Source organism: Janthinobacterium sp. Mn2066, from assembly GCF_049319705.1.
Taxonomy (GTDB): domain Bacteria; phylum Pseudomonadota; class Gammaproteobacteria; order Burkholderiales; family Burkholderiaceae_D; genus Janthinobacterium.
In genome coordinates, this window is sequence record NZ_JBMOUF010000003.1 from 47,560 (window position 1) to 62,664 (window position 15,105).

Below are 15,105 nucleotides of genomic sequence, written 5' to 3' on the forward strand. Positions count from 1 at the left end.
CAGCGTTGGACATTCACATGACCGTAATGGAGATGCAAGATGAATCAAACGCCACAAGATTTGCGCACACAAACGCTGGAGCTGGTCAATAAGGCTGGCAGCGTTCCTGCGCCGGTTGTTCAACTGGTACAAGCCTGGCTCGACTCGCTCGACGCCGAAGACCTGGCCGATATTGCGCCCGAAAGCCTGGCGCCCGTGCTGGTGGACGGCTTCACGCAGGCGGCGCAGCGTACCGGCAGTGGCTGCCAGATCGCTACTTTGCGCTACGCCGATGGCCGTGGCGGCACGGCCAGCGCCTTGCTGATCCTGAACCAGGACATGCCTTACCTGGTCGATTCCATCGTCATGGCCATGCGCCGCCAGCACCTGGCCGTGCGCGGCGTGATGAATACAGTGCTGCCCGTGCGCCGCGCGGCCGATGGCAAGGTGGAAGCCGTGCGCCAGGCTGGCGATCCGCTCGAATCGTATGTACTGTGCCTGCTGGATGAAGAACTGGCGCCCGAAGCGTTGTCCGCGCTGGTTGCCGCGATCGACCTGGTGGCGCGCGACGCCGCCGTCGTGCGCCGCGATGCGGGCGCCATGAGCGAGCGCCTGGCGGCTGTCGCTGCCGCTGCGTCACAGCAGGGCGAAGAAGGCGCGGAAGTGGCGGCCTTCCTGGAGTGGGCGCGCAACGGTGGTTTTGAAGTCTTCGGTTATGCCTATTACCGCGTCAAGCCGGGTGTGCGCGAACTGGAACGCGATATCCCCAGCCGCATCGGCGTGCTGCAGGATACGGCGCACCCGGTCTACGGCAGCTGCCTGGCGAATATCCCCGGCGATTTCGATACGCTGTCCAAGCGTGTATCGGCGCTGTCCATCGTCAAGGCCGACGTGGCCGGCACCTTGCACCGCGACCAGCAGCTCGATTTTATCGGCGTGCGCGACACCGACGCGCAAGGCGCGATCCTGGGCGAGCATTGCTTCGTTGGCTTGTTTACCCGCGCCGGCAATTCCACTCCGCTGGCGGCGCTGCCGTTTGCGCGCGGCCGCGTGGCCAAGGTATTGAGCCTGGCCGGCGTGCGCCAGCAAGGCTTCCGCGCCGAGAAATTCCGTGAAATTCTCGAATCGCTGCCGCGCACCGAAGCGCTGGAAGCGGAGCTCGACTGGCTGGCGCAAGTATGCGGCGCCGTCGTCTCGCTGTACAAGCAGCCGCGCACCAAGGTCTTTGCGCGCCGCGACGTGTATGCGCGCCACCTGAACGTGCTGGTCTACCTGCCGCGCGAGCGCTATAGCGCCAGTGTCGCCTCCAGCCTGGCCAAGGCCCTGCAACGCAGCTCGGGCGCTACCCACGTCAGCATGCAAACCCTGGTGGCCGACGGCCCGCTGGCGCGCGTCTACCTGATCGCCCATGCCGCGCGCTATCCGCTGGACCTGGAAACGGATATCGAACAACCGCTGCTGGGCGTGCTCGATGGCTGGCACAATGGTTTTTCGGCCGTCGCCGACGCCGTGCCCGACGTGGCCCTGCGCACCCGCTTGCGCAAGCTGTGCGCTACCTTGCCGCTCGATTACGTGGCCGCCACCGCGCCAGCCGTGGCCGTGCGCGACCTCGACACCATCTTGCGCAATGGCGATCCATCCCACATTTCGGCGCGCATCGAGACGGGCGACGTCACCACCATCCGCCTTTACTCGGCCAACCGCGTGCCATCGCTGTCGGCGATCTTGCCGGCGCTGCATAACGCCGGCGTGGCGATTGACCGCGAACAGACCTATTCGATTTCATCGAGCGACGGTACGCGCTACTATGTCACCAGCCTGACGGTCGATGCCGCCAGCGCCGCCAAACTGGCACAGCCGGAAGTCGTCACGGTGGCGCAGGAATTGTTTGCCGCCCTGTTCAACGATACGGCCGAAGATGGCCGCCTGAATGGCCTGGTCATCGAAGGCGGTTTGTCGACGCGCGAAGTGCAGCTGGTGCGCGCTTATATGAGTTACTGGCGCCAGACGGGCAGCCGCTTCTCGGTGCGCTACATTGCCGAAAGCCTGCGCAAGCAGCCGGCCCACGTCAAGGCACTGGTGGACGCTTTCCTGCAGCGCTTCAATCCAGCGCTGTCCGGCGAGCAGCACGCCGCCGCCCTGGCGTCGCTGGCCACCATCAAGGCTGGCCTGCCATCGATCAACCATGCGGATACCGAAGAAATCCTCGGCGCGCTGGCCGATCTGATGAGCGCCACCCTGCGCACCAACTACTTCCAGAATGGTCAAGCCGGCGACAAGATCATCTTCAAGTTCGATACCAGCAGCCTGGCGCTGGTGCCGGAACCGCGTCCTTACCGCGAAATCTTTGTCTTCTCGCGCCGCTTCGAAGGCGTGCATTTGCGCGGCGGCCCGGTAGCCCGTGGCGGCTTGCGCTGGTCCGACCGCATGGAAGACTACCGCACCGAAGTACTGGGCCTGGTGAAGGCCCAGATGGTGAAGAATGCCGTCATCGTGCCGGCCGGCGCCAAGGGCGGTTTTGTCTGCAAGATGATGCCGCAGGACGCCGTGCGCGAAACCATCGCGGCCGAAGGCGAAGCCGTCTACCGCCTGTTCATTTCCAGCCTGCTGGAGGTCACCGACAACCGTTCCTTGGGCAATATCGTGCCGCCAGTTGACACGGTCTGCTTCGATGAAGCCGATCCTTACCTGGTGGTGGCGGCCGACAAGGGCACGGCGACCTTCTCCGATATCGCCAACGGCATCGCCGTGCAGCGCGGTTTCTGGCTGGGCGATGCATTTGCTTCGGGCGGCTCGAATGGCTACGACCATAAAAAACTGGGCATCACGGCCAAGGGCGCATTCGAAGCGGTGAAACGCCATTTCTATGAAATGGACCATAACCTGAACACCACCCCGATCACCATGGTGGGCGTGGGCGATATGTCGGGCGACGTGTTCGGCAACGGCGTGCTGCTGTCGCGCCAGCTCAAACTGGTGGCCGCATTCGATCACCGCCATATCTTCCTCGACCCGACACCGGATGTCGCCGTTTCGTTTGCAGAGCGTGCACGCCTGTTCGCCTTGCCGCGCTCGTCGTGGGATGACTACAACAAGGAGCTGATCTCGGCCGGTGGTGGCGTCTACCCACGCTCCGCGCGCACGATCGCGCTGTCGCCGGAAATCCGCGCTGCGCTCGATATCAGCGAGACCTCGCTGGCGCCGGAAGAACTGATGCACCGCATCCTCAAAGCGCCGGTAGACCTGTTCTACAACGGCGGTATCGGTACCTATATCAAGGCGTCCACGGAAACCCACGCGCAAGTGAAAGACCGCGCGAATGACCATATCCGTGTCAACGGCAATGAGCTGCGCGTGAAAGTGGTAGCCGAAGGCGGCAACCTCGGTGCGACGCAGGCGGGTCGTATCGAATTCGCGCTGGCCGGTGGCCGCATCTTCACCGATGCGATCGACAACTCGGCCGGCGTGGATTGCTCGGACCATGAAGTCAATGTGAAGATCTGGCTGGACGTGGAAGTCAATGCGGGCAAATTGTCCGAAGCGGACCGCAACCGCGAGCTGTATGCGATGACGGATGACGTGGAACGCCTGGTCTTGCGCGACAACACGCAGCAGACGCATTTGCTGGTGCGCGAATTGCAGGCGCAAAGCGAGGGCGCGGTGCAGGATGGCTACGCCGCCCTGATCGCCAGCCTGGAAGAAGAGGGCGCCCTGTCGCGCGAACTGGAGCAGCTGCCATCGGTGGCCGAACTGGCACGCCGCAAGCTCGATAACCGTGGCTTGACGACGCCCGAACTGGCGGTGGTGATCGCCAACGTGAAGAACCGCTACAAGCGCATCCTCTCCAGCCTGCCGCTGACGGATGAAACCTGGGCAGCGCCGGTCCTCACGCCGTACTTCCCATCGTTGCTGGTGGCGACCCGCTCTGCGCTCGACCACCCGCTGGCCAACGCCATTCTGGCGACCGTGCTGGCCAATGAAGTGGTCAACCGCTGCGGTCCATTGATGCTGCGCGACCTGGCGGCGGAACATGGCGTCGACGAGTCGGCCGTGATCCTGGCCTGGGGCCAGGCATGGGTCGCCCTGAACCTGGCGCCCGTGTTTGACGCGCTCGATGCCGACGCCCTGACGATTCCACGCGCCGTGTCGATCAAGGTCGATGCACAAACGCGCGCACTGCAGCAAACCATGATCGCCGGCGTGCTGGCTATCCCGGCGGACCAATTGCGTGGCGCCGGCCTGGCTGAACTGACCCGTCTGTTTGGCGTGGAATCGAAGCGTAGCTTGCTCAAATCGGTCGGCGTCAAGTCGGAAGCATCGCTGACGCCTGGCCTGAGCCCGGCTTTCGTGCTGGCCTGGGATGCGGTCGATGCGCTGGAAGTGGTCGCCGGCTTCCTGTTCCCTGCGCTGTCGGTGCAGCGTCCGGCCTCGATGGACCTGGCGGCCTTTTTGCAAGTGGGCCTGGCCCTGCGTAGCCAGGCCGGTATCGATACCCTGGAGCGCGGTTTGAAACTGGCGGCGTCCGGTAAATCGCAGGAACAGTTGCGCAGCTATGCGCAGCAAGCCCTGCGCCGTACCCAGCAGCGTCTGTTGACACAGGTGCTGGCGCGTGCCGACGCAGGTGCTGGCCAGGCGGTCGATGCGGTGACCGGTGCGCTGGGTCTGTCGGCCTATGTGGCGGCGACGGAGCTGGAGCAAGCCATGCTGGACGTCTGGACCTTGTCCGAGGCGGTCAATAAAGTCACGACGGAAGCGGCCGTGTAATGACGCAAGACGCCTTTCAAGGTGCACAGTCCGGCGGCTTGCCGCCGGCCGTGCAGGCGCTGGCCGAAGCCGACTTCAGCGCCGTGGCGCGGCTGTTTGCCGACGCCGGTTTCGCCGTGGCCCTGCCGGCGCCCGGCATGCTGCAGGTCAGGCATGCCAGCGCCGATGTGCACCGGCCCAGCGTGGCCGTCTCGGTCGGCGTGCATGGCGACGAGACGGGGCCGATCGAAGTGCTGGCCTATCTGCTCGACGCCTTGTCGCGCGATGCGTCGGCGCTGGCCGTCGACCTGCTCGTTTGCGTAGGCAATGTCGATGCGATACGGGCGGGCAAGCGTTTTATCGACGCTGACCTGAACCGCATGTTCCGTCCCGTGCGCGGCGCGCTGGCCAGTGCTGCCGAAGCGGCGCGCGCCGACGACATGATCGCCGCCACCAGCGCGTTTTTCAGCGGCGCCGGTCCCGTGCGCTGGCACCTGGATTTGCACACGGCGATCCGGCCTTCGGTGTATCCCACATTTGCCATCGTGCCCGACCTGGTGCCCGATGTCGCCAAGGCGCAGCTGATCGACTGGCTGGGCCAGGCGGCCATCGGCGCCATCATCATGAATCCGCAATCGGCGGGTACTTACAGCTATTACTCGGCCGAGCATTTTGGCGCGGCCGCCAGCACGGTGGAGCTGGGCCGCGTGGGCACCCTGGGACAGAACGATTTGTCGCTGTTCGACGAGGTGTCGCGGGCGCTTGATGGCTTGCTGCGCGGGGGCCCTGCGCAACCCGTCAAGGCGGCGCCCCACGTGTTCAAGGTGGCGCAGGAAATCATCAAGCACAGCGATGATTTCCGCATGGCCTTTGACCGCAGCACGCAAAACTTCACCGCCTTGCCGCAGCATGCCTTGATCGCCAGCGATGGTGACGTGCGCTATAAGGTCCAGCATGCGGAAGAACTGGTGGTATTTCCGAATCCGGACGTGCGCGTGGGCTTGCGCGCGGGCTTGATGGTGGTGCGCGTGTCCTGATTTTCTTGCGTTTGATTGGCACATGGCGCCGGCCGGGGTAACCCGCCTGGCGCTTTTTCATGGCAAAAATGCTTTTTGGAAATAATTGTGCATCAGTCAATCGTGCGTGGTTTAGAATATTTCTCTTTTGAAAACTTCCAAATTCATCATGTTGAAACGTTTACTGACTGCGCTGCTGTGCCTGACCCTTACCAGCCTGGTGGCGGCTGCCCCGGCTGAAGAGGCAGCGCCTGCAAAGACCATGACTGCCGAGCAATTCCTGGCGCAATTACATTTTCAGCGCGGCAAAATCACTTTACCTGGCGGCATCGCCACGCTCGATCTGCCTGCCAATTTCCGTTATCTGTCGCCCACGGACGCCGAGCGCGTGCTGGTCGATGCCTGGGGCAATCCGCCGGGCTTTGAGTCGCTGGGCATGATCGTGCCGGCTGGCACCAGCGTCCTCGAGCGCGACAGCTGGGGCGTGATCGTCACCTATGAAAAGGAAGGCCATATCAAGGATGACGATGCCGACAGCATCAAGTATGACGAGTTGCTGAAGGATATGCAGGCGTCCGTGCTGGATGGCAACGCGGAGCGCAAGAAGCAGGGTTATCCGGGCATGCAACTGGTGGGTTGGGCGGAAAAACCCAGCTATGAAAAGCAGTCGCACAAGTTGTACTGGGCCAAGGACTTGAAGATCGACAGCGGTGAACACTCGCTGAATTACAACGTGCGCGTGCTGGGCCGTGAAGGCGTGCTGAACTTGAATGCGATTGCCAGTATCGAACAGATCGAGTCGATCAAGAAAGAAATGAAGCAGGTGACGGGCTTTACGGAATTTACGGACGGCAATCGTTATACGGATTTCGACAGCAAGACGGATAAAGTGGCCGAATATGGCCTGGCAGCGCTGGTGGCGGGCGGCGTGGCCAGCAAACTGGGTTTGTTTGGCAAATTGCTGGCGCTGCTGCTGGCCTTCAAAAAGGCCTTGATACTGGTAGTGGTGGGCGCCGGTGCGGCCATCGTCAAGTTCTTTGGCAGCATTTTCAAGAAGAAACATGCGGTGCAGCCTCAACAGAGTGAGCCGCCTGCACCAGCGGACAAGGTCAACCTGGACAAGTAAGCGCGCGTGCCTGTGCACAGGGTGTCGGGTACACTGGCTCATCATTAATTCTGAGGAGTCAGCCATGTCCGTATCCATGTATCAGGCAACCGTCCCCGTGTTCATTCGCGGCTTGCGCGTGGTATCCACCTTGCTGGAAAAGGCGCAATCGCATGTCGAGGCAGGGGGCATCGTGCCCGAGATCGTCTTGGGCGCGCAGCTGGCGCCCGATATGCTGGACTTGACGGCGCAAGTGCAGCGCGCCAGCGATACCTCAAAACTGTCCATCGAACGCCTGAGCGGCGTGGCCGCGCCCAAATTCGAGGATAACGAAGTCTCGTTTGATCAATTGCAGGAACGTATCGCCAACACCATCGCCTATATCGACAGCGTCAACGCCGGCCAGCTGGCTGGCAGCGCCCAGCGCGAAGTGGTGCTGAACTGGAGTGATGAAGGCAAAAAATTCTCGGGCGACGACTACCTGCTCAGCTTTGCCCTGCCTAATTTCTATTTCCACGTTACCATGGTCCACGCCATCTTGCGCAACAACGGCGTGGATATCGGCAAGCTGGACTTTTTAGGTCCGTACGACTGATTTTCAAAAACCGTAGCGAGCGGCAACGAGTTGTGGCTGAGAAGCGGAGCTGTGCGCATGCACAGTGAGCATCGCAGGCCGCAAATCGCGCCGCGCAGTAGGTTTTTAGCGTTGAGGTTGCTGCACTTCGTTCTGCACGGCATTGCCGATCATGCCGCCACCGATCACGCCGGCCACCGTCGCCAGCGCCTTGCCGCGGCCGCCACCGACATGATTGCCGAGCAAGCCACCGATCACGGCGCCGGCGCCGATACCCACATAGTTAGGTTGGGCTGGCGCTTGTGCCTGCACCGGCTGTTGCTGGCGCACCGGTTCGCGGTAGCCATTGTCATCGTTATAGACCGGGGCCGATTGCGCCACTTGCGTACGGTGCGCCACTCTTTTGTGAACCACGGGCGCAGGCTCCGGTGCAACTTGCGCTACCACGGGCGCCGCGACAGGGGCGGGCATTGGCGCCGCCAGTGCGGAGGCGCTGGCCGGTGTCATGGCGGCCACATCGGCAGGAATGGCGGAGGCAGGCGCGGTGGCGCTGTGCGAACTGGGCAGCCAGCCGGCCATGGCGGCCACGCCGACCAGGCTGGCGACGATAACGGAAACGGCAGCGCCGGCGACCAATGGGTGGATGCGGCTGGCGGTAGCGGTGGTGGCGACGGTGGTGTTCATATGCTGTCCTCGGATGGTGGTGTTGTTATTGATGTGCTCAGATTAGCGGGTCAGTTTCCGCCAAGCTAGGTGCGCGCGTGTATCAGACGTAAGCAGGTGTAAGTTGCCGGTATGAATCTCCCCGTGCCACCCACTTTGATAAAGCGCAGTAAAATCAAGCCTCCCCCTTGCCGGAGTCATCCATGAGCCAGTTATTCACGCCCTACGCCCTCGGGCCCTTGTCGGTGACCAACCGCATCGCCATCGCGCCCATGTGCCAGTATTCGGCCGAGCATGGCAACGCCACCGACTGGCACATGATCCATTTGGGCCATCTGGCCTTGTCCGGCGCTGGCGTGCTGATGACGGAAGCGACGGCCGTGTCGCCGGAAGGGCGCATTTCGGCCGATGACCTGGGCTTGTGGTCGGACGCCAACCAGGCTGCACTGGGGCAGGTGGTGCAGGCGATCCGCCGCCACTCGCCGATACCGCTGATCGTGCAACTGGGGCATGCGGGACGCAAGGCGTCGAGCCGCGCGCCATGGCAGGGCGGCGCCTGCGTGCATTTGTCCGAGGGCGGCTGGCAAACGGTGGCGCCGTCGGCGATAGCCCATGCACCCGGCGAAACGGTGCCGATTGCACTCGATGAAATGGGTTTGCTGCAAGTGAAGGGCGCTTTCGTTGCCGCTGCGCAGCGCGTACAGGCGCTGGGTATCGAGGGCATCGAATTGCATGCGGCCCACGGTTATCTGTTGCACCAGTTCCTGTCTCCCCTATCGAATCACCGCACCGACGCCTATGGCGGCAGCCTGGAAAACCGCATGCGGTTTCCGCTGGAAGTGCTGGAAGCCGTGCGCGCGGCCGTGCCGTCCAGCATGGCGGTGGGGATACGCATTTCCGCCACCGACTGGGTCGAAGGGGGCTGGGAAATCGAACAAAGCGTGCTTTTCGCGCAAGAGGCCAAACGTGTGGGCGCCGATTTTATCCACGTTTCCAGCGGCGGCATTTCGCCGCAGCAGAAAATACCGTTGAGTCCTGGCTATCAGGTGGCATTTGCCGAACGCATCAAGCGCGATGCGGGCTTGCCGACGATTAGCGTCGGCTTGATCACGGAAGCGCAGCAGGCGGAGGATATTATTGCTGGCGGTCAATCCGACATGGTGGGACTGGCCCGCGCCATCTTGTTCGACCCGCGCTGGCCCTGGCATGCCGCTGCCCAGCTGGGCGCGCAGGTGCAAGCGCCGCCGCAATACTGGCGCTCGCAACCGCGTGGATTGAAAGACCTGTTCGGCGACACGACCTTGGGCCAGCGCTGAACCCGCCAGCTCTGCTACACTGAGGTTTCACTTCCCTATACGCAAGGACGAATCGACATGGACCATTGATACTGCCGTGCTGTGCACGGCCCAGCCCTTCCCGCCAGCCACTCGCTGAACGGGTTTGCTTGCCTTGCTCAAGGAGTATCGATGCCTGCCGTATTACAACTCGACCGTCTTTCCCATGTCTTGCCTGATGGCAGGATGTTATTTTCCGATTTGCAATTTACATTTGCCCCGCACCGTATCGGCCTGGTTGGCGATAACGGCGTCGGCAAGAGCGTGCTGGGCCGCTTGCTGGCAGGCCAGCATGACAGCATGCATTATGTGCCGCAAGACCTGGCCCCCGACCGCTATCCCACGGTGGCGGCGCTGGCTGGCGTAGCCTCCGTGCTGGCCGCGCTGGACCGTATCGCTGCAGGTTCAGTGGAGCCTGACGATTACGCGCTGGTGGGTGAGCGCTGGGATGTCGCTGCCCGCTTGCGGCAGGCGCTCGATGAGATCGGCCTGCCGCATGTTGGGCCGGAAACTGCCACGCTGAACCTCAGCGGTGGCGAACGCCAGCGCATCGCCCTGCAAGGGGCGTGGTTGTCGCAGGCCGACTGGCTGTTGCTCGATGAACCAAGCAACCATCTGGACGCGCAGCAGCGCGCCCGCCTGCTGGCCCAGATGGCGCGCTGGCCGCGTGGCTTGCTATTGATCAGCCACGACCGCAATCTGCTGGCGCATGTGGACCAGATCGTCGAATTGTCGGCGCAGGGCTTGCGCAGCTATGGCGGCAATTACGATGTTTACGCACAGCAGCGGATACTGGAACAGGCTGGTTTTGCTGCTGCCTTGCAGTCCGAAAAGGCGGGCGCCCGCCGCGCCCAGCGCGAGGCGCAGCAGCAAATGGAACGCCAGCAAAAAAGAGTCAGCCGTGGTGAGCGGGAAGGGCGGGAAGGCAATCAAAGCAAGTTGCTGCTCGACGCAAAAAAAGAAAAAAGCCAGGATAGCCAGGGCCGCTTGCGTCTGCGCGCCGAGCAGGCACAGCAAGTGCGACGGCAACGGGTGCTGGACGCCAGCGCCCGCTGCGCGCCGGACGCTGAGCGCTTGCTGCTGGCGCCGGACAGTGTGGTGCCGAATGGCAAGCTGCTGCTGGAGTTGCGTGATCTCGTCTTGCCGCACGGCTCAGCACAGCCTTTGAACCTGCTACTCGGCGGCCCGCAACGGCTGGCCGTGACAGGAGACAATGGCAGCGGCAAGTCGACCTTGCTGCGCGTGATCGCCGGGCAACTGGCGCCGGTCAGCGGGCAATTGCGCTGCCATGCGCGGCTGGCCTGGCTGGACCAGCATGCAGGCGGCCAGGATGGCGACCTGAGTGCCATACAGCGTTTGCAGGCACGCAATAGTGTGCTGGCGGAAGGCGAATTGCGCACGCGGCTGGCGCTGCTGGGCATGGCGGGAGCGCGCGCCACCGTGCCCAGCCGTTTGCTGAGCGGTGGCGAGCGCATGAAAGTGGCGCTGGCGGCGGAACTGTATGCGCATACTCCGCCGCAATTGCTATTGCTCGATGAACCCGATAACCACCTGGACCTGGCCAGCTTGCAGGCCTTGGCGCACATGCTGCGCTTGTACCGGGGCGCCTTGCTGGTGGTGTCGCACGACCAGGCATTCTTGCAGGAATTGCTGCTCGACGATCAGCACCTGCATTTGCAGCCTGGCGCCCATGGCAGGTGCCATAAAGCAACACTTTGATGCGCGTATCCGTGCTGGATTCGCTTTGATTGTCGGTATAATCCACTGAATAACCGAGCTTATTTGTGAACTAAAACTGGCGTTTCACCAATATGATGTTATTTAGTATTGCTCGGTTGTCATTTATATTGTTTCTTGGAGAAATAGCATGTCGTTTTACGAAAAACTCAAAGCCCTCAACATCGAATTGCCAGTCGTTGCCGCGCCAGCTGCCGCGTATGTGATGCATGCGCGCACGGGCAACACCGTGTTCCTGTCCGGCCACCTGGCCAAGAAGGATGGCAAGATCTGGGTCGGCCAATTGGGTAAGGACGTGACCACCGAAGAAGGCAAAGTGGCCGCCCGCGGCATCGCCATTGAATTGATCGCCACCCTGCAAGACGCTTGCGGCGGCGACCTGAACAAAGTCAGACGCATCGTCAAGGTCATGAGCCTGGTCAATTCCACCGCCACCTTCACGGAACAGCACCTGGTCACCAACGGCGCTTCGGAACTGTTCGTGGAGGTGTTCGGCGATAGTGGCAAGCACGCCCGTTCCGCCTTTGGCGTGGCGCAAATCCCATTGGGCGCTTGCGTCGAGATCGAACTGATCGCCGAGTTAGCATAAACATCTGACCTGACGGTCTGACTACGCGCCGGCGATCACCCGCCGGCCGGCCGCCTCATTCTCCCCTGCAAGAGCGGAACCGCCACGGGGGCGGGTGTGCCGGCGCATCGAAAAAATCACGGAGACACGGTAATGAAAACGAGTGAACACAGCTTGCACCGCGGCCTGGGCGAGCGGCAGATACGCTTGATGGCGCTGGGCGCCGCGATCGGCGTGGGCCTGTTCCTGGGCTCGGGCAATGCGATCAAGATGGCCGGTCCCGGCATCATGCTGTCCTATATTATTGGTGGCGCGGTCATTTTCATGATCATGCGCGCCCTGGGCGAAATGGCCGTGCACAATCCCGTGGCCGGCTCGTTCAGCCGCTATGCACAGGATTACCTGGGCCCGTTGCAAGGTTATCTGACGGGCTGGAACTACTGGTTCCTGTGGCTGGTCACGTGCATCGCGGAAATTACCGCTGTCGCCATCTACATGAGCATCTGGTTCCCCGGCGTGCCGCACTGGATCTGGGCCCTGGCCGCCCTGGCTTCCATGGGCGCGATCAACCTGCTGGCCGTGAAAGCCTATGGTGAATTCGAATTCTGGTTTGCCCTGATCAAGGTCGTCACCATCGTGCTGATGATCATCGGCGGCGCCGGCATGATCATCTTTGGCTTCGGTAACGGTGGCGTGGCCATCGGTATTTCCAACCTGTGGACGCATGGCGGCTTCTTCCCGAATGGCGCGCAAGGCGTGCTGATGTCGCTGCAGATGGTGATGTTTGCCTACCTGGGCGTGGAAATGATCGGCCTGACGGCGGGCGAAGCGGCCAATCCAAAGAAATCGATTCCGGACGCCATCAATTCCGTGTTCTGGCGCATCCTGATTTTTTATGTGGGCGCCCTGTTCGTGATCCTGTCCATTTATCCATGGAATGAAATCGGCACCACCGGCAGTCCTTTCGTGATGACGTTTGAACGCCTGGGCATCAAGACGGCAGCCGGCATCATCAACTTCGTGGTACTGACGGCGGCCTTGTCGTCGTGCAATGGCGGCATCTTCAGCACGGGCCGCATGCTGTACAACCTGGCGCTGCAAGGCCAGGCGCCGAAGGCATTTGCGGAAACCAACGCCAGTGGCGTCCCTAGCCGCGCCATCATGGTGTCCGTGCTGGCGCTGCTGGTCGGCGTGCTGCTGAACTACCTGGTGCCGGAAAAAGTGTTTGTCTGGGTCACGTCGATTTCCACCTTCGGCGCCGTCTGGACCTGGGGCGTGATCCTGGTAACGCAGATGCAGTTCCGCAAGACCTTGAGCCCGCTGGAAATCAGGAACCTGGCCTTCCGCATGCCGTTCGCGCCGTATGGTTCCTGGATTTCGCTGGCTTTCCTGGCCCTGGTGATCGGCTTGATGGCGTATTTCCCCGATACTCGCGTGGCCCTGATCATCGGCCCGGCCTGGCTGATCCTGCTGACCGTGCTGTACTACGCACTGGGCTTGAAGCCGACCGACTTGCGCGATGAAGTGCCGCAGGGCTACGAGGCAGGCTGGCCGCCAGCCGATGCACCGCAGCATAAAAAATAAACTTATCTGAACAATCAGATCCGGGCGCGCCCCTGCTTTTGCAGCGGCGCGCTTTTTTATTTCAACTCAGCAATATTGCTCTCCTTTTGTTGCCTCTGCCCCGTTTGCAACGCCCTGCCAGCGTTGTATCCATACATCAAAGTTCTGTTTGGCTGGATCGGTGAAAGCCCTATAATCGCTTAGTTTTGAAAATGGACACGATGTTTTCCGCTTTTTGGCAGACAGGGCCGGAATGCCGATTCGTGCGTTTTCAGTGGTCATGCCGATGAGCATGTCTGATGTTGTAAGTCCGATAAGAAGAAGGATGTCTAGTGAGCCTAACCCTGGTCCAGAAACTCTGCCGCACCAAGCCGATCGATACCACGGTCGACCACGGTGAAGGCCTCAGCAGCAGCGGCTTGAGCCGCTCCATCGGCCTGTTTTCCCTGACCATGATCGGCGTGGGCGCCACCATCGGCACGGGTATTTTCTTTACCATGGTGGAAGCCGTGCCCAAGGCGGGGCCATCGGTCATCCTGTCCTTCCTGATCGCCGCCGTCACGGCCGGCCTGACGGCGCTGTGCTATGCGGAACTGTCGTTTCGCATCCCGGCGTCCGGTTCTTCCTACTCGTTTGCCTACGCCACCGTCGGTGAATTCCTGGCGTTTATCATGGCCGCCTGCCTGTTGCTGGAATATGGCTTGGCGGGCAGTGCAGTGGCCATCGGCTGGTCGTCCTACCTGAATAATTTCCTGCAAAATGCTTTCGGCTGGCATATCCCGGAAATGCTGCGTTCGCCGATGATCATCTCCGGCCCCCATGGCGTGGAATTTAATTTCGGCCATATCAACCTGCCGCCCATCTTCCTGATCGCCATGTGCGGTTTCCTGCTGTTGCGCGGCGCCAAGGAATCGGCCCTGATGAATGCCATCATGGTCTTGATCAAGCTGGCCATCCTGATCTTTTTCATCGTTATCGCATTTTCCGGTTTCAACGCCGACAACTTCTTCCCCTTTTTCAATGCCGACAATAGCAAGGGTTTTGCCGGCATGACGGGCGTGACGGCGGCGGCCGGCACCGTGTTTTTCTCGTTTATCGGCTTGGATACGGTCGCCACGGCCGGTGATGAAGTGAAAAATCCCAGGCGCAATGTGCCGCGCGGCATCCTTGGCGCCTTGCTGATCGTCACCGTGTTTTATCTGCTGGTGGCCGTGGCGGCGCTGGGCGCGCAACAGGCCAAACTGTTTGATGGCCAGGAAGCGGGCCTGGCGGTGATCCTGCAAAACGTCACCGGCCAGGCCTGGCCGGCGCTGGTATTGTCGGCTGGCGCCGTGATTTCCGTCTTCAGCGTGACCCTGGTGACGATTTACGGCCAGACGCGCATCCTGTTCGCCATCAGCCGCGACGGCCTGATTCCGAAATCGTTCCAGAAAATCCACCCACGTACCCTGGTGCCGGTCAGCAACACCATCATGGTGTGCCTGGTGGTGGCCGTGGTGGCCGGCACGGTCGATGCTACCTATCTGTGGGATATGGTCAGTATCGGCACCCTGACCGCCTTCATGGTGGTGTCGATTGCCGTACCCGTGCTGCGCCACAAGCAGGGCAGCAACCGCATCGAAGGCTTCAGCGTGCCGTTCGGCCCGTATGTAATCCCTGGCCTCAGCGTGCTCGCTTGCCTGTATATCATGCGCGATTTGCCGCACACCACGTTTGTGGTCTTCAGTGTGTGGATGGCCGTCACGGTCGCCATCTACTTCCTGTACAGCATACGGCACTCGCATCTGGGCAAAAAATAAATATGCTGTGTAGTTCCGAAACCG

11 protein-coding genes are annotated in these 15,105 nt (G+C 61.7%); 9 read left to right on the forward strand and 2 right to left on the reverse strand.

Annotation, left to right across the window (positions count from 1 at the left end; all coding sequences use genetic code 11):
• The first annotated feature begins 39 nt into the window (after positions 1-39).
• The 4 genes from ACL9RI_RS06540 to ACL9RI_RS06555 all read left to right on the forward strand — a co-directional run bounded on the left by ACL9RI_RS06540 (position 40) and on the right by ACL9RI_RS06555 (position 7,438).
• Positions 40-4,743, forward strand: a complete 4,704-nt coding sequence (locus ACL9RI_RS06540; RefSeq protein WP_422725779.1) for an NAD-glutamate dehydrogenase domain-containing protein — start codon at positions 40-42, stop codon at positions 4,741-4,743.
• On the forward strand, positions 4,743-5,759 hold the full coding sequence (locus ACL9RI_RS06545; protein ID WP_422725780.1) for a succinylglutamate desuccinylase: 1,017 nt from the start codon (positions 4,743-4,745) through the stop codon (positions 5,757-5,759). Before ACL9RI_RS06540 ends, ACL9RI_RS06545 begins: the two co-directional genes overlap by 1 nt.
• 148 nt (positions 5,760-5,907) lie before the next feature.
• On the forward strand, positions 5,908-6,864 hold the full coding sequence (locus tag ACL9RI_RS06550; RefSeq protein WP_422725781.1) for a DUF2167 domain-containing protein: 957 nt from the start codon (positions 5,908-5,910) through the stop codon (positions 6,862-6,864).
• 64 nt (positions 6,865-6,928) lie between these two features.
• Positions 6,929-7,438: a DUF1993 domain-containing protein gene (locus tag ACL9RI_RS06555; protein ID WP_422725782.1), complete on the forward strand. Its 510-nt coding sequence runs from the start codon at positions 6,929-6,931 to the stop codon at positions 7,436-7,438.
• A gap of 105 nt (positions 7,439-7,543) precedes the next feature.
• On the opposite strand, the gene ACL9RI_RS06560 is transcribed toward ACL9RI_RS06555, so the two are convergent.
• Positions 7,544-8,101 carry a hypothetical protein gene (locus ACL9RI_RS06560; RefSeq protein WP_422725783.1) on the reverse strand — a complete coding sequence of 186 codons (558 nt, stop codon included), beginning with the start codon at positions 8,099-8,101 and terminating at the stop codon, positions 7,544-7,546.
• A gap of 182 nt (positions 8,102-8,283) precedes the next feature.
• Here ACL9RI_RS06560 and ACL9RI_RS06565 point away from each other — a divergent pair, with 182 nt between their 5' ends.
• The 4 genes from ACL9RI_RS06565 to ACL9RI_RS06580 all read left to right on the forward strand — a co-directional run bounded on the left by ACL9RI_RS06565 (position 8,284) and on the right by ACL9RI_RS06580 (position 13,303).
• Positions 8,284-9,396: an NADH:flavin oxidoreductase/NADH oxidase gene (locus ACL9RI_RS06565; RefSeq protein WP_422725784.1), complete on the forward strand. Its 1,113-nt coding sequence runs from the start codon at positions 8,284-8,286 to the stop codon at positions 9,394-9,396.
• 150 nt (positions 9,397-9,546) lie between these two features.
• Complete coding sequence (locus tag ACL9RI_RS06570; protein WP_422725785.1) at positions 9,547-11,133, forward strand: ATP-binding cassette domain-containing protein; 1,587 nt, start codon at positions 9,547-9,549, stop codon at positions 11,131-11,133.
• Between the two features lie 148 nt (positions 11,134-11,281).
• Positions 11,282-11,740, forward strand: a complete 459-nt coding sequence (locus ACL9RI_RS06575; protein ID WP_422725786.1) for a RidA family protein — start codon at positions 11,282-11,284, stop codon at positions 11,738-11,740.
• 132 nt (positions 11,741-11,872) lie between these two features.
• The gene (locus ACL9RI_RS06580) at positions 11,873-13,303 is read left to right on the forward strand and encodes an amino acid permease (protein WP_422725787.1); all 1,431 of its coding nucleotides are present in this window, start codon (positions 11,873-11,875) and stop codon (positions 13,301-13,303) included.
• Positions 13,304-13,369: 66 nt separating this feature from the next.
• Here ACL9RI_RS06580 and ACL9RI_RS06585 read toward each other — a convergent pair whose 3' ends face one another.
• Positions 13,370-13,564, reverse strand: a complete 195-nt coding sequence (locus ACL9RI_RS06585; protein WP_422725788.1) for a hypothetical protein — start codon at positions 13,562-13,564, stop codon at positions 13,370-13,372.
• Positions 13,565-13,614: 50 nt separating this feature from the next.
• Between ACL9RI_RS06585 and ACL9RI_RS06590 the strand changes: the two genes are divergently transcribed.
• On the forward strand, positions 13,615-15,081 hold the full coding sequence (locus tag ACL9RI_RS06590) for an amino acid permease (protein WP_422725789.1): 1,467 nt from the start codon (positions 13,615-13,617) through the stop codon (positions 15,079-15,081).
• Positions 15,082-15,105: the final 24 nt, after the last annotated feature.